Origin of the sequence: Suilimivivens aceti, from assembly GCF_025567405.1 — a bacterium.
Classification (GTDB): Bacteria; Bacillota; Clostridia; order Lachnospirales; family Lachnospiraceae; genus Suilimivivens; species Suilimivivens aceti.
The window spans coordinates 325,188-345,021 of the sequence record NZ_JAOQKJ010000002.1 but is presented as its reverse complement, the minus strand read 5'-3'; the positions used below and the strand labels follow the sequence as shown (position 1 = coordinate 345,021).

Genomic DNA, 19,834 nt, shown 5'->3' with positions numbered 1-19,834 from the left:
GAGGGGAAGAAATGTCTTCTATTAACGAGAAATCCGGTTTTGAATTTGTGTTTCAGCCTGTAACGAAGCTGTTCGAGGAACAGGTACGTCTGCACCCGGACAAATGTGCGGTCGCATCCAGTAAAGAACGCTTTACCTATGCCCAGCTGAATGAAAGAGCAAATAAAATCGCCCATTCTCTCATTGAAAAAGGGGTTCAACGAGAGACGATCGTTGGGGTAGTACTGGAGCGCTGCTGCGATTTTTATGCAGTACGACAGGGAATTCTGAAGTCCGGAGGTGCGTTTGCAGTAGCCTCCCCGGATTATCCGGATGACAGGATCCAGTTTATCTTTGAGGATGCCGGAGTGCCCTTTGTGATCACAACAAAGGAAATCGCAGAGGAACGTAAGGAGCTGTTTGAAAAGCTTCCCTGCATCGTGGTTCTGCTTGAAGAACTGCTGGCAAATCCGAATACAGCAAATCCGGATACAGAGATTGGCGAACATGATCTTTGTTATTGTATTTATACATCCGGGTCTACCGGAAAGCCTAAGGGGGTTATGATCGAGCATCTGAATCTTGCTAATTTCGTAAACCCTAATCCGAAAAATGCAGAAACCTACGGGTATGTGAGCAGGGGAAGTGTATCACTTTCTATGGCAGCGATGACATTTGATGTTTCTGTACTGGAAGAGTTTATTCCGCTGACAAACGGACTGACTGCAGTGATCGCAAGTGATGAAGAGATCCTGAATCCGGTCATGCTTGGTGATCTGATCGTAGAAAATAAGGTTGATATCATGACAACGACACCGACCTATCTGTCCAACATGATCGATCTGCCACAGCTTAAGGAAGCTGCTTCCCAGATCAGGGTATTCGACGTGGGAGCAGAAGCCTTTCCACCGGCTCTTTATGATAAAATACGTGCAGTAAATCCGGATGCATATATTATGAATGGCTATGGTCCTACAGAAACAACGATCAGCTGTACGATGAAGGTGATCACTGACAGCAAAAATATTACGATTGGTGAGCCAAACGGTAATGTTCAGGTATATGTGGTTGATAAGGATAATAAGATCCTTCCGGACGGAGAAACCGGCGAGTTGGTAGTTGCCGGTCTTGGAGTAGGCAGGGGGTATGTCAATCTGCCTGATAAAACAGCAGCCGTTTTCATTACGCTGAATGGTGAAAGAGCATATAAAACCGGAGATCTTGCAAGAATTACTCCGGAAGGTGAAATTGAATTCTTTGGAAGGATTGATAACCAGATCAAGCTTCGAGGATTACGGATTGAGCTTGGTGAGATTGAAGAGGTCATTAACAGCTTTGAGGGAATTATTACCAGTATTACGGTACCAGTCGATAATAAATATCTCTGCTGTTATTTTATGGCAGACCGTAAGATTGATGCCGATGAGCTTTCTACATATGCATCAGAATCACTGGCGCATTATATGGTACCGGATGTTTTCGTGCAGATGGAAAAGATGCCGGTAACAGCAAATGGCAAGATTGATAAAAGTGCGCTGCCAAAGCCTGTTTCACAGCCAAAGAACTTGAAAGAGCCGGAAACACCGATGCAGAAGAAGATTTTTGAGATCGTTTCCAGTGTAGTGGAAAATGATTTCTTTGGAATTGATACAAGCTTTTATAAAGCAGGATTGTCTTCCATCAGTGCTATGAAGCTCTGCGTTCTGATCTCCGATGAGTTTGGCATTACGGTAAAAACAAGCGATATCCATGAAAACAATACCGTTGAAAAACTGGAAAACTATGTCATGCTTGCACCCAAGATCAGAACCTATGAAAAGCGGGAAGTATATCCACTTACCGGTTCCCAGAAGGGTATTTTTGCAGAGTGCAGCAAGAACCCAGAAAGCACCGTATATAACATCCCGTTCCTGTTTGAACTGGAAAGCTCCGTGGATGTACAGAAGCTGTCCAGAGCCGTAGAACAGATGGTAAAAGCACATTCCTATCTGCTTACCGAGGTATTCTTAAACGATAAGGGAGAGATGGTTCAGCGTCCTGGTGAGGAGAACTTCGTACCGGAAGTTATTGAGACAACGAATGAACAGTTTGAAGAGCTGAAGAAGGAACTGGTGCGTCCGTTTAAGCTGGAAAAGGGACGTTTATTCCGTGCGCAGATTTATGTTACCGAAGACAGGAAATATCTCTTTACCGATTTCCATCATATTATTGCAGACGGAAATTCCTATGATATCATTTTTGAGGATATCAACCGTGCTTATGTAGGAGAAAAGCTGGAAAAGGAGACATATACCGGATTTGATGCTGCCCTTGATGAAGAGCAGCAGATGCAGGAAGGAAAATATAAGAAAGCAGAGAAGTATTATGACAGTGTGTTCGGAGAGGTGGAAACCGAATCCCTTCCGCTTCCGGATGTAACCGGAAAGAACCCTGAAAAGGGATATCTGGAGAGAAAGCTTGCCGTTGCAGAAGACCAGATCCTTTCCTGCTGCGAGAAGTTTGGAGTGACACCGAATATTTTATTCACTGGTGTATTTGGTATTCTGATGTCCAGATATTCCAATGCAGACGACAGTCTCTTTTCCACGATTTATAACGGAAGAAATGATTCCAGACTGGAAAATACAGTCTGCATGCTGGTTAAGACGCTTCCGGTTTATTGCAGGTTTGAACAGAAGACGACGATCCAGGCCTACATGACAGAGCTTTCCGGGCAGCTCCTGTCCTCCATGGCAAATGATATTTTCCCGTTTTCTGATATCTGTGCAAAATATGGATTCAATTCTGATCTTACCTTTGCTTATCAGGCAGAATTAAGTGACGATTACCCGATTGGTGATACCGTTGCAAGGGGACATGATCTTTCCCTTGATATGGCGAAAATGCCGCTGCTCATCCAGGTAAGAGAGTACAATAATGAATATGTGCTTACAGCGGAATTCCGCAGTGACATGTACAGTGATGCTTTTGTAGACGGTATGCTGGACGCCTATGAAGCAGCTATGGACTCTGTACTGAAAAACAAGTACGTTTCAGAGGTTTCCATTATTTCAGAGAATGCAGTTAAAAAGATTGCAGAATTTAATGATACTGCCTGTGAATATGACAGGGCGAAAACTATTTCCGACAGATTTGCGGAAATGGTACAGACTATACCGGAGCATACGGCTGTTGTATTTAAGGACAAGAAGTTCACTTATAAAGAACTGGATGAGATCAGTGACAGGCTTGGAAAATATATTGCTTCTCTTGGAATTGGAGCAGAAGATGTCGTGTCTATTCTGATTCCCCGCTGTGAGTATATGGCCATTGCGCCTATGGGCGTTATCAAAGCCGGTGCAGCCTATCAGCCGCTCGATCCGTCTTATCCGAAGGACAGACTGATGTATATGCTGGAGGATTCTGCTGCCAAACTGCTGATCGCAGACAGAGAGCTTCTGCATCTGGTAGATGGTTATCAGGGACCTGTTTTATATACGGATGAAATCATGCAGCTTGAAGATGTGGATGCAGAACTGAAAAAGCCGCAGCTTCATGACCTGTTTATCTTACTCTATACCTCAGGCTCGACCGGTGTACCGAAGGGATGTATGCTGGAATATGGAAATATTACCGCATTCTGCCACTGGTACGGGAAATATTACAGTATTGATCCTGATTGTAAGATAGCTGCCTATGCGTCCTTCGGCTTTGATGCTTCCATGATGGATATTTACGGTGCACTTACAAATGGTGCGCAGTTACATATTATTCCGGAGGAGATTCGTCTGGATTTCATTGGACTGCAGAAATACTTTGAAGAAAATGGCATTACCCATTCCTTTATGACGACACAGGTCGGAAGACAGTTCGCACTGGAAATGGATTGTAAGAGTCTCCGTTATCTTTCCGTTGGTGGAGAGAAGCTGGTTCCCTGTGAGCCGCCCAAGGGTTACAGATTTGTCAATGTTTACGGGCCTACAGAAACGACTGTTCTTGTAACAGCATTTGAAGTGGATAAATACTACCCTAACATACCAATCGGCAAGGCACTGGACAATGTCAAGCTTTATATTACGGACAAGGCAGGTCATATGCTGCCCTATGGTGCCTGCGGAGAACTGATGATCTCAGGCTTCCAGGTTTCCAGAGGATATCTTAACAAGCCGGAGAAAACGGCTGAGGTTTATACAAAGAATATTTATGATGATACCGAAGGCTATGAGGTTCTGTATCATTCCGGAGATGTGGCAAGATACCTTCCGGATGGAAATATCCAGATCATCGGCAGAAAGGATTCCCAGGTCAAGATCAGAGGCTTCAGAATTGAACTTTCCGAAGTGGAAGAGGTCATCAGAAGATATCCTGGTATCAAGGATGCGACAGTTGTTGCATTTGATGATCCGAATGGCGGAAAATATATTGCAGCCTATGTGGTATCCGACAGTAAGGTGGATATTAATGGATTAAATGATTTCATTAAGGAAACCAAGCCTGCCTATATGGTGCCTGCAGTTACCATGCAGATCGATAAGATCCCGCTGAACCAGAACCAGAAAGTAAATAAAAAGGCACTTCCTGTACCTGAGAGAAAAATAGAAGAGATCATAGCACCGAAGAATGAGATCCAGCAGAAATTATTTGACTGTATCGCAGATGTCCTTGGCTATCAGGAATTTGGTATTACCACAGATATTTATGAGGCAGGACTGACTTCCATCAGTGCAATCAAGCTGAATATCCTGATCTCCAAAGCGTTTGATATTGTCATCAAGACATCGGACATCAAGGATCATCCGACGATTGAGATGTTGGAGGGCTTTGTCCAGACTGCAGGAAAAGAAACAAAGAGAGAAATACAGGAAAATTATCCGCTTACCAATACACAGGAGGGAATCTTTATTGAATGTACAGCCAATATGGGCTCTACCATTTATAATATTCCTTACCTTCTGAAGCTGGATAAAAAGGTAGACCTTGAGAAGCTTGCAGAGGCCATTGACAGTACGATAGAGGCACATCCTTATCTGAAGACCCGTCTCTTTATGGACGAAAACGGGGATGTCCTGCAGAAGCGTGATGACAGCTTAAGCTGCAAGACACAGATCATCAATGGAATGAACAGGGAAACGCTGGTCCGTCCGTATATGCTGTTTAATGATCAGCTTTTCCGGTTTGAAATTTACAGAACCTGTGACGGAAATTATCTGTTCCTTGATATTCATCATATTATCGCAGACGGTACGTCCCTTGGTATTATCCTGAATGATATCAACCGGGCTTACAGCGGAGAAAAGCTGGAGGCAGAAAAATATACCTCCTATGATCTTGCACTGGATAACCGCGATGCCTTGAAGAGTGATACCTATAAAAATGCAGAGAACTACTATAAATCGGTATTTGAAAATAAGGGTGGAAGTATAAGCTTCTATCCGGATAAGAACGGAGCAGTTCCGACTGCGGCGACTTATCACAGAGAGGTTACGGAGATTTCTGTGCAGCAGGTAAAGGATTTCTGCAAGAAGCATGGAATCACAGAAAATGTGTTCTTCATTTCTGTGTTTGGCCTTACACTTGGTAAATATAATTTCAGAAGGGATGCGGTATTTACTACCATTTATCATGGAAGAAATGATTCCAGACTTTCTGAAACAGTTGGTATGCTGGTAAAGACACTTCCTGTTTACAGTGATTTTTCAGGAAGCTTAAAGGATGGACTGCTTGCTGTACAGCAGCAGCTGATCGATTCCATGAACAACGATATTTATCCATTCTCACAGATCAGCCATGAGTTCAACATCAAGGCGGATGCCATGGTGATCTATCAGGGAGATAATTTTGCGTTTGATACGATCGGCGGTGAATACGCACAGGAGGAGCCGGTCAGCTTAAATGCGGCGAAGGCACCGGTTTCCATCAGCATTTCCATCGAAAGGAATAAGTTTGTCTTTGAAATTGAATATCGTGGTGACATGTACTACGAAGAAACCATCAAATATCTTGCAGACAACCTGGAACTTGCTGCAGGTGGAATCATGAAGGAACAGGAGCCGGAAGACATCAGGCTGATGTTTGAGGAAGAGACAGAGATGGAGGATGATCCGGAGCATACAGGCAAGACCTTTGTGGATCTGTTCCGGGAGGCAGCAGCAAAATATCCGGACAGACCGGCAGTAAGAGATGGCTCTGGCGAAATTACTTACCGTGAACTGGACAGAATGTCCGATTACGTTGCACAGAAGCTTACTGAAAATGGATTTGGCAGAGAAAAAGCGGCAGGCATTTTGTGTGGAAGAACCAAAGAATATGCAGTTGCCTATGTGGGTGTCATGAAGGCTGGCGGAGCCTATGTACCGCTGGATCCGGAGTATCCGCAGAGCAGAATTGAGTACATGCTGAAGGATTCAGGAGCAGAGAACCTGCTTGTAATGAATCAGTATCGGGATCTGGTCAGCTTCTATGAAGGAAATGTGATCAGTCTTGATGATGTCGCAGAAGAAGCAAAAGACTTTACACTTTCTGCAGAGCTTACAGCGCCGAAGCCTGAGAATCTTGCTTACATGATTTATACATCAGGTTCTACCGGAAAGCCTAAGGGTGTTATGCTGGAGCACAGGAATCTGATGAACCTGATCGAATATGTCAGACTGACCAGAAAAACAACGCCGGATGATATTGTGGCTGAATTTGCAAGCTTCTGCTTTGATGCATCGGTAATCGACCTGTTTGCTCCGCTTACCGCAGGGGCATTACTGTATATCTTCCCGGAGGATATCCGCAAGGATGCCGTTGCAGTTACAAAATGTATACAGGATCAGAAGCTGACCAGTGTTACGTTCCCGACTCAGATGGGCGAACTGGTAGCAGAACTGCTTGAGGATGCCCCGCATCTTAAATTTGTTACCCTTGGCGGTGAGAAATTCAAGCATTACAGAAACCGTACTTACCAGATGATCAATGGCTACGGTCCCACAGAGGATACCGTATCTTCCACAGAGTTCTGGGTTGATAAACAGTATGACAACATACCAATCGGAAAATCCCAGAGGAATGTACGCAGCTACATTGTCAGTGAAGACTTAAAGAGACTTCCGGTAGGCGCATCCGGCGAGCTCTGTCATGCAGGACGCCAGATCGCAAGAGGATATCATAACCTTCCGGAGAAGACCGCATCAGTATTTGTGGAGAATCCGTATTCTGTATGTGAAGATGACAGACGTCTTTACAGAACCGGCGACATGGTAAGAATGAAGGGTGATGGAAATATCGAGTATATTGGCAGAATTGATTCCCAGGTTAAGATCAGGGGCTACCGTGTGGAGCTTGGTGAGATCGAAGGCGCTGTCCTGAAGCATGAACTGGTGAAAAATGCTGCTGTTACCGTGGTTGAGAAGGGTGGAAACAAGTATATCACTGCTTATTACACAGGAGAAAACATCCCGGATGAAGAACTGAAGACCTTCTTAGAGCCCCTGATCCCTGATTATATGATGCCGTCCTTCTTCGTCCATATTGATGAAATGCCTGTGACACCGGGTGGTAAGATCGACAAGAAGGCACTCCCGATGCCGGAAGTAACCGTAGACAGCACAAGCTATGTAGAGCCGGTTACTGCGGTTCAGAAAGTGCTCTGCGAGATCTTTGAAAAAGCACTGGGAATTGAAAAGGTGGGAATCGAGGATAACTTCTTTGAACTGGGAGGTTCCTCACTGACCGCATCCAAGGTTGCCGTGATGTGCCTTTCCAAGAATATTTCCATTGTATATGCGGATGTATTTAAATACCCTACAGTCCGTGAACTGGCAGCGATCGTAGATGATCAGGTATCCGATCAGAGTGCACAGAGCAATAATGAGTTTGCTGGCTACAATTATAATAAGATCCAGAGTGTTATCAGTGGAAACGTGGAAGAAAATGTGGACAGGATCACCAGGGAAAAGCTGGGAGATATTATGATCACAGGAGCGACCGGCTTCCTTGGAATCCATATCCTGAAGGCATACCTTGACAATTATGATGGTAAGGTTTACTGTCTGGTGCGTAAGGGTGCCTATGAGTCCATGGAAAAACGGATGATGCACATGCTGATGTATTATTTCGATAATCCATGTGAGGAGCTGTTCAAAGATCGTATTGTCTGTGTGGACGGTGATATTACTTCAAAGGAGCAGGTGGAAAGCTTTGCAGCCTATAAATTCCAGACGCTTATTAACTGTGCTGCCTGTGTAAAGCACTTTGCGGCCGGGGATGTGCTGGAAAAGATCAATGTACATGGTGTCGAAAATCTGATTGATTTCTGTAAGAATAATGGACGCAGACTGATCCAGATTTCCACAGTATCCGTTGCAGGGGAAGGCTCAGAGGGGATTCCGCCAAAGGACAGAGTCTTCTGTGAAAACGACCTGTATATCGGACAGAGTATTACCAATGAATATATCCGTACCAAGTTCCTGGCAGAAAGAGCGGTACTGGAAGCTGTTTCCGGCGGACTTGACGCAAAGATCATCCGTGTGGGTAATCTGATGAGCAGAAACTCTGATGGTGAATTCCAGATTAACTTTATTACAAACGGATTCCTGCGGAGCCTCAGAGGCTATAAGGCGGTTGGCAAATTCCCGATGGGCAGCATGCATGAAATTGCAGAGCTTTCTCCGATTGACTCGACTGCACTTGCTGTTCTGAAGCTGGTACAGACAGACAGAAGATTCACTGTATTCCATGCCTGCAACAGCCACCATATCTATATGGCGGATCTGATCTATGCAATGCGTAAATATGGCTTTAAACTGGATATTGTTAAGGATGAGGAATTTGAGGAAGCAGTTAAGGAATTTGCAAAGAACGGCAATGATTCTGATGCCGTTTCCGGACTGATCGCCTATACCTCACACAATGAGAACGAGATTTATACGATGGAATACAGCAACCGGTTTACAGCACAGGCGCTTTACCGGCTGGAATATAAATGGCCTGTTACAGATGACCGATATCTGGAAAATGCGATCGGAGCACTTGACAGACTTGCATTTTTTGACTGATAACTGAAAAAGGAGAGAATAAGAATGGAAATTACAAGCAGAACTGAGGGAAACAAGGTAACCATGGAGATCAGTGGCTGGCTGGATACACAGACAGCGCCAAAGCTGGAGGAGGAACTGTCCCATCTTGATGACAGTGTAACAAGTCTTGTGTTTGATTTTGCAAAGCTGGAATATATTTCTTCTGCAGGATTACGACAGGTGATCTCTGCATACAAAAAAATGGCAGGCAAAGATGGCTTTAAGATCATCCATGTTTCTGATGAAGTGCTTGATGTCTTCAGACTCACCGGATTTGACCAGAAGATCCAGATTGAGAAATAAAAAACACTCTCAGCCTGGAATCTTCAAAAAAGTAAAATGATGAAATTATACAGAATAAATATTAATATGCTTGATGATCCACTGGAGAACAAAAGGCTTCTTGAGCTGGTAGGTACAGAGCGGAGGAAAAAGGTCATCCGGTATCGCATGCCGGATGACCGGAAGAGAAGCGTTGGAGCAGGTATTATTATAAATAAAATTCTGGATGAAAACGGACTTTCTGAAAGCTGTCTGAAGTACTCCGAAAATGGAAAACCTGTTGCAGACAATCTTTTTTTCAATGTATCCCATGCAGGAGATTATGTTGTTGGTGTGTCATCAGACTGTGAGGTCGGATGTGATATTGAAAAAATTGTGAATGCACCGCTTAAGATCGCAGAACAGTATTTTAATGAGGGAGAAGAACGGTACATAAAATCTGCGTGTGATCCGGATAAGGCCTTTTTTACACTTTGGACGCTGAAGGAAAGCTATATGAAAATGACAGGAAAGGGAATGAGCCTTTCTCTTGACTCTTTTGAAATTATCCGGACAGAAACTGGCTTTGTACTTGGAAAAACACCGGAGAAGCGGTGCTTTTTCGGGACTATGGAATTTGATGGATACAGCTTTTCGGTCAGTAACGAAACAGATTTTGATTTAAAACAGCTGGAGTTTTATGATATAATGAGCGCAGTGGAAAACCAGGCGGCTGTAAAAACAGAAAGGAATCATAAGATGAGTTATCAGATTGCCATAGATGGACCGGCAGGTGCCGGTAAAAGTACCATAGCCAGAAGAGTGGCCAGAGAGAAGAATTTTATATATGTAGATACAGGTGCCATGTATCGTGCCATGGCGTATTATCTGCTTAAGGAGAAGGTGGATCCCTCCGATGAAGAAGAGATTTCTGAGAAATGTACCGGTGCACATATTACGATCCGGTATCAGGATGGGGAGCAGGTTGTTCTGCTAAATGGTGAAAATGTGAATCCTGTGCTCAGGACAGAAGAAGTGGGAAATATGGCTTCTGTTACCAGTAAAAATAAAAAGGTGAGGGAGAGACTGACCCAGCTTCAGAAGGAACTGGCAGAAAAGAACAGTGTTGTTATGGATGGCAGGGATATCGGAACCTGTGTCCTTCCTCAGGCAGATGTAAAGGTATATCTGACAGCCAGCGCAGCAGTCCGCGCAAAGCGCAGATTTGACGAACTGACTGCCAAAGGGGAAAGCTGTGATATTCAGAAGATAGAAGCGGATATCGTAAAAAGGGATGAGCAGGATATGACAAGAGAGATCGCACCGTTAAAGCAGGCAGAGGATGCAGTCCTTGTAGATTCTTCGGATATGAGTATTGATGAAGTGGTAGAAAAGATCCTTTCCCTGACAGAAGCATAAGGAAGGAAAGCAGATGGAAGTTATTTTAGCGAAGAGTGCCGGCTTCTGCTTCGGTGTAAAACGGGCTGTGGAAACAGTATATGAACAGACAGGAACAGAAAACAGGATTTATACTTATGGTCCTATTATCCATAATGAAGAAGTGGTGAAGGATCTTGAAAGTAAGGGTGTTACTGTACTGGAGGGAGAAGAGGATCTGAGAAAGCTTGATAAAGGAACTGTAGTGATCCGGTCCCACGGAGTACCGAGAGAAATCTGTGAAATGATAGAAAAAAAGGGATTGACCTGTGTGGATGCTACATGTCCCTTTGTAAAAAGGATCCACAGGATCGTTGAAAAAGAAAGCGGAGAGGGCAGGAGGATCATCATTATCGGAAATCCGGGACACCCGGAGGTAGAGGGGATCATGGGATGGTCACATACGCCTGCAGCTGTTATAGAATCAGCAGAGGAGGCAGAAAAATTCACCTGTTTACCGGGTGAGAAACTGTGCCTTGTATCCCAAACGACATTTAACTACAACAAATTTAAAGAATTAGTTGAAATTTTTCAAAAAAAAGGTTACAATATTACCATTGTTAATACTATCTGTAATGCAACGGAAGAACGACAAACTGAGGCACGTGAAATTGCGGACAAGGTCGATGCGATGATAGTAATAGGTGGGAAGCACAGCTCCAATACCAGAAAGCTCTATGAGATCTGCAGGGAGAGATGCAAGTCTACCTATCTTATACAGACACTGGATGATTTGCATTTGGAATTGCCTGAAACTGCTGCTCTGGTGGGTATTACTGCGGGGGCTTCCACCCCCAACAATATAATCGAGGAGGTTCAAAATTATGTCAGAATTAACTTTTGAACAAATGTTGGAAGAATCATTAAAAACAATACATACAGGAGAGGTAGTTGAAGGTACAGTCATCGATGTTAAGCCCGAAGAGATCATCCTTAATATCGGCTACAAGTCAGATGGTATATTGACAAGAAATGAATATACCAATGAACCCAATGTAGATCTGACTACTGTAGTTAAGCCTGGAGATACCATGGAGGTTAAAGTCCTGAAGGTAAACGATGGCGAAGGACAGGTTCTCTTAACCTATAAGAGACTGGCAGCTGACAGAGGAAATAAGCGTATCGAAGAAGCGTTCAACAATAAAGAAGTCCTTACTGCAAAGGTATCTCAGGTACTGGAAGGCGGATTAAGCGTTATTGTTGATGAAGTAAGAATATTTATTCCGGCAAGTCTTGTATCTGATACTTACGAGAAGGATCTTTCAAAGTATGCCGGACAGGAGATCCAGTTCGTGATCAGCGAGTACAATCCTAAGAGAAGAAGATATATCGGTGACCGCAGACAGCTCCTTACTGCTGAGAAGGCAGAGAAGCAGCAGCAGCTTCTTGAGAGCATTCATGTAGGAGATGTGGTTGAAGGCGTTGTTAAGAATGTAACTGACTTTGGTGCATTTATTGATATCGGTGGTGCAGATGGACTGCTTCATATTTCTGAGATGAGCTGGGGTCGAGTAGAGAACCCGAAGAAGGTATTCAAGGTTGGTGATAAGGTTAAGGTATTTATCAAAGATATCAATGGTACCAAGATTGCACTGAGCCTTAAGTTTGAAGATGCAAATCCCTGGAAGGATGCAGCAGAGAAATATGCAGTAGGCAATGTTGTAACAGGCAGGGTTGCCAGAATGACAGATTTTGGTGCATTTGTAGAGCTTGAACCCGGTGTGGATGCACTGCTTCATGTATCACAGATTTCCAAGGAGCACATTGAAAAACCTTCTGATGTTTTAAAGGTTGGTGACGAGGTTACTGCTAAGGTTGTTGATTTCAATGAGGCAGATAAGAAGATCAGCTTAAGCGTTAAGGCATTACTTGCACCGGAACCGGCTAAGGAAGCAGAAAAGGAAGATGAAGACGTTGTTTCTGTAGATATTGATGCAGTAATTGCAAACGAAGAGAATTAATTGCCGGACAGGTATAATAAAGAATGGCATGCAGGAAGTACGTGGAAACGTACTTCCTGTTATTATTGAATGGAATTTTTTCAAGATAAGAAAGATGGTGAAGGCTGATGGCATACGATTATGAAAATTTTAAAACGGCAGTGTTTCAATTAACGAAGATCGATCTGAATGCATATAAGGAAAGACAGATGAAGAGAAGAATCGATTCGCTGATTACCAAGAATGGATTTAAAGGGTATGAGGATTATATAAAGGCTCTGAAAACAGATCGTGAAAAATTTGAGGAATTTGTTACTTATCTGACGATTAATGTATCTGAGTTTTATCGGAATCCGGAGCAGTGGAAGCTGCTTGATGAAACGATCATACCGGATCTGATCACAAAATTTGGTAAGAACCTGAAGGTTTGGAGCGCAGCCTGCTCTACTGGTGATGAGCCTTACTCTCTGGTTATGGCGCTTTCCAGACATATTCCGCTGAACATGATCCGTGTTTATGCAACAGATCTTGACAAGCAGGTTATAGCTAAGGCGAAGGTCGGACTGTATGGAGAGAAAAGTATTGCTTCCGTACCGGATGATTTTAAAAAAAAGTATTTTACGAAGGTAGGTCCGTCTTATAAGATTTCCGATGAAATCAAAGCAAGAGTGGAATTTAAGGAGCAGAATCTGCTGGATAATAATTATCCGTCGGGGTGTCACCTGATCGTCTGCCGGAATGTTCTGATTTACTTTACAGAAGAAGCCAAGGATGAAGTGTTCAGGAAATTTTATTCCTCACTGGCTCCTGGCGGGGTACTTTTCATAGGAAGTACGGAGCAGATCATCAACCACAGAGAAATGGGATATGAGCGGAAGAATTCCTTCTTCTATGAACATCCGAAGCAGTAAAATGAAAAACAGGCGGCATTTCCGGAAAGAAATGACCGCCTGACTTAGTGATTGGCATTATGGCTGTACCGCCATGATATTCAGGATATGGCTGGCATAGCTTGAAAAAAGCTGCCGGTCTTTTTTAATTTCATCAGTCAGTTCGAAGAACAGGTCGTGACTTTTATAATCACGCTTGAAGAAAGGCTCTGCCAGAATCTCCCACTGGGGAAGATAACTGGAAAATTTCCTTGTATAGCAGTTGGAGGCTGATGCCTGCTCCCGGTATTCCTTGTCTACAAAGGAAGCGATAGATTTATGGATCGCAGTATCCTCTGTGGGAAGATAATAATAATCCTTGTAGTTGGCATAGAAATATTTCAGCTCTTCTTCATAGATCGGTACGATCAGGGTGCCTTCATGTTCTTCGCCTTTGAAATGACACCCTCTGGCCATGGCACTGACGGATACAGGCAGAGGAGAGGCGAAGATCAGCTTCATCATCAGTTCTTTACGCAGAATGCCATGAATATCATTATAATAATTTGCCTGTACCTTGCGGGCTTTCAGACTGTTATTGAACAGATCGTAATAGGACAGGATGGGAAGAACCTCCAGCATGCCCTTCATATCATCTGAATTGTGCAAAAGAAGGATATGATACAGGTTAAAATCATGGGAAGAGAGATAATCCTTGTAAACATTGATCAGCTCACCACCGGTATATCTGTCCTCACGTCTGATATTCAGGAAGGATTCGACTGTTTTCTGCTTACAGTTGGGGAGCTTTAAGAAGCCCCGGTAGGGATGGATCCTTTTGTAAATATCGATACCCTCAAACTGGCTGAAATCATAAGGAAGCTGATACTGAAGCAGCTTCTTGCGAAGATAAGGCAGATCAAAGGAATTACCGTTATAATGGATCAGAAATGAATAGTCTGCGGCGAATGTGAAGAAGGATTTTAACAGTTCAGGCTCTTCTTCAGCAGACTGTGCAAACCACTGTCTGATCTGCCAGTTTCCTTCTTTGTAAAAGGCGCATCCAATCAGATAAAGCTGGGAATTGTCCGCAGAAAGTCCGGTAGTTTCGATGTCCAGAAACAGGATCTGATCAAGGGGAGCAAGACGCTCTATCGGGTATTTTAAAATGAAATTATTTAAGATAATTTCTTCGGTTTTCATAGAATGTTCTCCTTCGCAAAATCACATCTTCAGTGTAGCATATTTTTCAAAAATGCAGTAGTATTTTCGACAAAAAAATAGTATATTTAAAAGATAAGAATGAGAATTTTCATCAGCTTGATGGAAGAGAAATCAAGGGAAAGAAGGAAAGTTATGGCAAAACTAACGTTTATTGGAGGAATCCATCCCTATGACGGTAAGGATTTGTCGAAGGATAAGCCGATACGTGAGATCCTCCCTAAGGGAGATCTGGTCTATCCACTGTCCCAGCATATCGGGGCACCGGCAAACCCTATAGTGAAAAAAGGTGACAGGGTTCTGACAGGACAGAAAATTGCAGAGGCATCAGGGTTTGTTTCCTCACCGATTTATGCTACCGTATCAGGAACAGTCAAGGCGATTGAGCCAAGACGTGTGGTGACTGGTGATAATGTCATGAGTATCGTTATAGAGAACGACGGGCTGTATGAGGAAGTAGAGTGGCCTGAGGTAAGACCATTTGAAGAACTGACAAGAGAGGATAAGATCAATATCATCAAAGAAGCTGGTATTGTGGGAATGGGCGGCGCCGGATTCCCGACCTTTATCAAGCTTTCTCCCAAAGAGCCCGAAAAAATAGAATATGTGATCGTCAACTGCGCAGAGTGTGAACCCTATCTGACCTCTGACTACCGGAAAATGCTGGAAGAGCCGGATAAGCTGATCGGAGGACTGAAGGTTTCCTTAAGCCTTTTCGAGAATGCAAGAGGTATTTTGGCAGTAGAGGATAATAAGCCTGACTGTATCGAACGCCTCCGTGAGATGACAAAGGATGAACCGAAGATTGCAGTGAAGGCACTGAAGACCAAGTATCCGCAAGGGTCAGAGCGTCATTTGATCTATGCGGTAACAGGCAGAGCCATCAACAGTTCACAGCTCCCTGCGGATGCGGGGTGTGTAGTGAATAACGTGGATACCGTGATCTCCATTTATAATGCAGTGATGAAAGGCCGTCCCCTGATGCACAGGATCGTTACCGTGACAGGAGATGCGGTCGCAGAGCCCTGCAATTTCAAGGTAAGGATTGGAACCAATTATCACGAGCTGATAGAGGAGGCCGGCGGCTTCAAGACACCTCCGGTTAAAATTGTTTCCGGTGGTCCCATGATGGGCTTTGGAATTTTTGATTTGGATGTACCAACAACCAAAACATCATCTGCGCTGCTCTGCATGACGAAGGATGATGTATCCGCCATGGAGCCTTCTGCCTGTATCAACTGTGGCAAATGTGTGGAGGCCTGCCCGGGAAGAGTGGTGCCAAGGCTTCTTGCTGACTGTGCTGAGCACTATGATGAAGAAGGCTTCCTGAAAAACAATGGTATGGAATGCTGTGAATGTGGCTGCTGCAGCTATGTCTGCCCGGCTAAGCGTCCGTTGACCCAGGTGATCAAGTCCATGCGCAAAATGCAGCTTGCCAAGAAAAAGAAGAAGTAGGAGGAACAGAAAATGAGTGATTTGATGAAGGTGTCATCTAATCCGCATATCAGGTCTAAGGTGACGACAAAGAGCATTATGCTGGCTGTCGTAGTAGCACTGCTTCCTGCTGCTGGCTTTGGTATTTACAATTTTGGACTGGATGCACTGATTTTAATTTTAGTAACGATAGCAACGACAGTATTAACAGAGTATCTTTATGAAAAGGCCATGCATAAGCCTGTGACGATCGGGGATTTCTCGGCAGTAGTAACGGGACTTCTGCTGGCATTGAACCTGCCGTCCACAGCACCCTGGTGGATCGCTGTGATCGGTGGTGTATTTGCCATTCTGGTCGTAAAGATGCTGTTTGGAGGTCTTGGACAGAACTTCATGAATCCGGCGCTGGGTGCCAGATGCTTTCTTTTGATCTCCTATACATCTATTATGTGTAATTTCCAGACAGATACATACACAGGGGCGACTCCGCTTGCTGCACTGAAGGCAGGGGAGGATGTGAATATCCTTGATATGGTGATCGGAAGAACAGCCGGAACTATTGGTGAAACCTCCATGATCGCCATTGTGATCGGTGCGTGCTTCCTGATCTTACTTGGTGTTATTGATCTCCGGATCCCCGGCACCTATCTGGTAAGCTTCGTGATATTCCTGAGCCTCTTTGGAGGACATGGCTTTGATCCTGCCTTTATCAGTGCCCATCTGGCAGGCGGAGGTCTGATGCTGGGTGCTTTCTTTATGGCAACAGATTATGTGACGAGGCCCATTACCAAGAAGGGACAGTATCTGTATGGTGTTTTCCTTGGTGTATTAACCGGAATCTTCCGTATTTTTGGACCTTCTGCGGAAGGAGTTTCCTATGCCATTATCATAGGCAACCTGATCGTGCCGCTGATTGAAAAGGTGACACTTCCCAAAGCATTTGGAAAAGGAGGGGAAAGGTCATGAGTGATAAAAAAGGAATGATAAAGGATGCATCGATCCTGCTGCTGATTACGGTAGTAGCAGGACTTATCCTTGGATTTGTATATCAGATCACAAAGGAACCGATAGCGGCTGCAGAAGAAAAGGCAGCAAAGGCAGCTTATCAGGAGGTATTCCCGGATGCGGCTGGATTTTCTGATAAGCTGGAGCTGGCAGTGCCGGAAGGTGACAGCACCTGGGAGCAGAATTATGCAGGAGTTGATCTTGACAATGCTCTGATGGCGACAGATGCTGAGGGAGGCTGCCTTGGGTATGTGCTGACGATGACGAGTCATGAGGGCTATGGCGGGGATATTACCTTTACCATGGGGATCCAGAACGATGGTACATTAAATGGGATCTCCCTTCTGAGCATTTCAGAAACAGCCGGACTTGGCATGAAGGCCGGTACCGTACTGGTTCCCCAGTTTGCCGGAAAGCAGGTATCGCAGTTTACCTATACGAAAACAGGATCTACGATGGACAGTCAGATCGATGCCATCAGCGGTGCAACGATCACAACGAATGCAGTGACAACGGCCGTGAATGCCGGTCTTTACATTTTTGAAACGCAGCTTGGAGGTGACAGGTGATGAAAGAGAACAGTGCTCTGGAGCGATTAAAAAACGGTATTATCACTGAAAATCCGACCTTTGTGCTGACACTTGGTATGTGTCCGACACTGGCCGTTACCACGTCAGCGGTCAATGGTCTTGGTATGGGACTGACCACCATGGCGGTACTGGCACTGAGCAATATGTTTATTTCCATGCTCAGAAAGGTGATTCCTGATAAGGTCAGGATTCCTGCCTTCATAGTGATCATTGCCTCCTTTGTTACAGTAGTGGAGCTTCTGCTGAAGGCTTTTATTCCATCTCTGTATGATGCCCTTGGCTTATACATTCCACTGATCGTTGTAAACTGTATCATCCTTGGAAGAGCGGAGGCCTATGCTTCCAAGAATAAGGTGATCCCTTCCCTGTTTGATGGAATCGGTATGGGACTTGGATTTACCCTGGCACTTACGATCATCGGCGCTGTCAGGGAACTTCTGGGGGCTGGACAGCTCTTTAATATGCAGGTGATGCCTGACAGCTATGTACCCTGCAGCATTTTCGTGCTGGCACCCGGTGCCTTCTTCGTACTGGCAGTCCTGACTGCTATTCAGAATAAGATCAGGATAAACGGAGAGAAGAAGGGCAAGGATATGTCAAAGATCCAGTCTGGATGCGGCGGCGACTGTATGAATTGCAATAAGGAGGAAGCAGAACATGGAAACTGTTAAGGATCTTCTGATCATACTGGTCTCCTCATCGCTGATCAGTAATGTTGTATTGAGCCAGTTCCTCGGACTTTGTCCTTTCCTTGGAGTATCCAGGAAGATGAATACAGCGGCAGGAATGGGAACTGCAGTTATCTTTGTCATTACACTGGCATCCGCAGTAGCAGGCGTTATTTACAAGTTTATCCTGGTTCCCTTAGATCTGACCTATCTGCAGACCATTGTTTTCATTCTGGTCATTGCGGCACTGGTACAGTTCGTGGAAATGTTCCTGAAAAAATTTATGCCGGCATTATATAAGGCACTTGGCGTATATCTGCCTCTGATCACAACCAACTGTGCAGTACTTGGGGTAGCCCTTACCAATGTGCAGAAGAACTACGGTATCCTTCAGGGTATCGTGAACGGATTTGCTACAGCAGCCGGATTCACCATTTCCATTGTGATCCTTGCAGGAATCAGAGAAAAAATGCAGTATAATGATATCCCGAAATCCTTCCGTGGTATGCCCATCGTTCTTGTGACAGCAGGTCTGATGGCGATTGCCTTCTGTGGATTTTCAGGACTCTTATAGGAGGTATGACAGGTGGATATAACAGGAATTTTACTGGCAGTTGCTGCAGTAGGAGGCGTTGGCCTTTTCGTAGGAGTATTCCTCGGGATTGCGGCAATCAAATTTAAGGTAGAGGTAGATGAAAGAGAAGCAGCCGTATTGGAGGCACTTCCCGGAAATAACTGTGGTGGATGCGGATTCCCCGGCTGTAGCGGTCTTGCGGCTGCTATTGCCAAAGGAGAGGCGCCGGTCAATGCCTGCCCGGTAGGCGGAGAGCCTGTAGGAAGGGTGATTGCTGGTATTATGGGAGTGACAGCAGAAGAAAAGAAGAGAATGGTTGCCTTTGTACAGTGTCAGGGTGACTGCGACAAGACCTCTTCAGATTATGAATATACGGGGATTCATGACTGCCGTATGCTTTCTTTTGTGCCAAATGGAGGTGCAAAAAGCTGTAACTACGGATGTCTTGGATATGGCTCCTGTGTCAGTGTCTGTCCCTTTGATGCGATCCATGTAGTGAACGGAGTAGCAAAGGTAGATAAGGAAGCCTGCAAGGCATGTGGTAAATGTGTGGAGGTCTGTCCGAAGCACCTGATCAGCCTGATCCCTTATGATGCAAAATATGCAGTTGCCTGCAGCTCACAGGATAAGGGACCGGTAGCAATGAAGGATTGTACGGTGTCCTGCATCGGTTGTCAGCTCTGCAAGAAGAACTGTCCGGCAGAGGCTGTAAGCGTTGAGAATTTCAACGCAACGATCCTCTATGACCAGTGTAAGGGATGCGGTATCTGTGCACAGAAGTGCCCCAGAAAATCCATCGTGGCACATGAATAAAGGGG

13 protein-coding genes and 1 pseudogene are annotated in these 19,834 nt (G+C 44.6%); 13 read left to right on the top strand and 1 reads right to left on the bottom strand.

The window, feature by feature from the left end:
* Positions 1-11: 11 nt before the first annotated feature.
* From OCV77_RS03360 to OCV77_RS03330, 7 genes and pseudogenes are all read left to right on the top strand, one after another.
* Positions 12-8,996: a non-ribosomal peptide synthetase gene (locus tag OCV77_RS03360; protein ID WP_262573324.1), complete on the top strand. Its 8,985-nt coding sequence runs from the start codon at positions 12-14 to the stop codon at positions 8,994-8,996.
* Between the two features lie 24 nt (positions 8,997-9,020).
* The gene (locus OCV77_RS03355) at positions 9,021-9,320 is read left to right on the top strand and encodes an STAS domain-containing protein (RefSeq protein ID WP_118796823.1); all 300 of its coding nucleotides are present in this window, start codon (positions 9,021-9,023) and stop codon (positions 9,318-9,320) included.
* Positions 9,321-9,356: 36 nt separating this feature from the next.
* A pseudogene (locus tag OCV77_RS16610) lies at positions 9,357-9,857 on the top strand (4'-phosphopantetheinyl transferase family protein); the annotation flags it as partial.
* A gap of 180 nt (positions 9,858-10,037) precedes the next feature.
* Positions 10,038-10,697 (top strand): (d)CMP kinase, encoded by a 660-nt coding sequence (gene cmk / locus OCV77_RS16605; RefSeq protein WP_262573364.1) that lies wholly within the window; start codon positions 10,038-10,040, stop codon positions 10,695-10,697.
* 13 nt (positions 10,698-10,710) lie between these two features.
* Positions 10,711-11,559, top strand: a complete 849-nt coding sequence (ispH, locus tag OCV77_RS03340; protein ID WP_118796824.1) for a 4-hydroxy-3-methylbut-2-enyl diphosphate reductase — start codon at positions 10,711-10,713, stop codon at positions 11,557-11,559.
* Positions 11,540-12,676 (top strand): 30S ribosomal protein S1, encoded by a 1,137-nt coding sequence (gene rpsA, locus OCV77_RS03335; protein WP_118796825.1) that lies wholly within the window; start codon positions 11,540-11,542, stop codon positions 12,674-12,676. Before ispH ends, rpsA begins: the two co-directional genes overlap by 20 nt.
* A gap of 107 nt (positions 12,677-12,783) precedes the next feature.
* The gene (locus OCV77_RS03330; protein ID WP_262573319.1) at positions 12,784-13,566 is read left to right on the top strand and encodes a CheR family methyltransferase; all 783 of its coding nucleotides are present in this window, start codon (positions 12,784-12,786) and stop codon (positions 13,564-13,566) included.
* A gap of 57 nt (positions 13,567-13,623) precedes the next feature.
* Here the strand turns inward: OCV77_RS03330 and OCV77_RS03325 are convergent, their stop codons facing one another.
* Positions 13,624-14,727 (bottom strand): ribonuclease H-like domain-containing protein, encoded by a 1,104-nt coding sequence (locus OCV77_RS03325; protein WP_118796827.1) that lies wholly within the window; start codon positions 14,725-14,727, stop codon positions 13,624-13,626.
* A gap of 153 nt (positions 14,728-14,880) precedes the next feature.
* On the opposite strand from OCV77_RS03325, the gene rsxC reads away from it, so the two are divergent.
* Genes rsxC through OCV77_RS03295 form a run of 6 tightly spaced genes read left to right on the top strand, consistent with a single transcriptional unit; the run spans position 14,881 to position 19,829 of the window.
* The gene (gene rsxC / locus OCV77_RS03320) at positions 14,881-16,200 is read left to right on the top strand and encodes an electron transport complex subunit RsxC (RefSeq protein WP_262573315.1); all 1,320 of its coding nucleotides are present in this window, start codon (positions 14,881-14,883) and stop codon (positions 16,198-16,200) included.
* A gap of 12 nt (positions 16,201-16,212) precedes the next feature.
* Positions 16,213-17,145 carry an RnfABCDGE type electron transport complex subunit D gene (locus OCV77_RS03315; RefSeq protein WP_118796828.1) on the top strand — a complete coding sequence of 311 codons (933 nt, stop codon included), beginning with the start codon at positions 16,213-16,215 and terminating at the stop codon, positions 17,143-17,145.
* Positions 17,142-17,753, top strand: a complete 612-nt coding sequence (locus tag OCV77_RS03310; RefSeq protein ID WP_262573312.1) for an RnfABCDGE type electron transport complex subunit G — start codon at positions 17,142-17,144, stop codon at positions 17,751-17,753. The genes OCV77_RS03315 and OCV77_RS03310 overlap by 4 nt, the downstream gene beginning before the upstream one ends.
* The gene (gene rsxE / locus OCV77_RS03305; protein WP_118796829.1) at positions 17,753-18,445 is read left to right on the top strand and encodes an electron transport complex subunit RsxE; all 693 of its coding nucleotides are present in this window, start codon (positions 17,753-17,755) and stop codon (positions 18,443-18,445) included. Before OCV77_RS03310 ends, rsxE begins: the two co-directional genes overlap by 1 nt.
* Positions 18,432-19,016, top strand: coding sequence for an electron transport complex subunit RsxA (gene rsxA / locus OCV77_RS03300; protein WP_118796830.1), 585 nt, complete (start codon positions 18,432-18,434; stop codon positions 19,014-19,016). The genes rsxE and rsxA overlap by 14 nt, the downstream gene beginning before the upstream one ends.
* Before the next feature lie 12 nt (positions 19,017-19,028).
* Positions 19,029-19,829 carry an RnfABCDGE type electron transport complex subunit B gene (locus OCV77_RS03295; protein ID WP_262573310.1) on the top strand — a complete coding sequence of 267 codons (801 nt, stop codon included), beginning with the start codon at positions 19,029-19,031 and terminating at the stop codon, positions 19,827-19,829.
* Positions 19,830-19,834 lie beyond the last annotated feature (5 nt).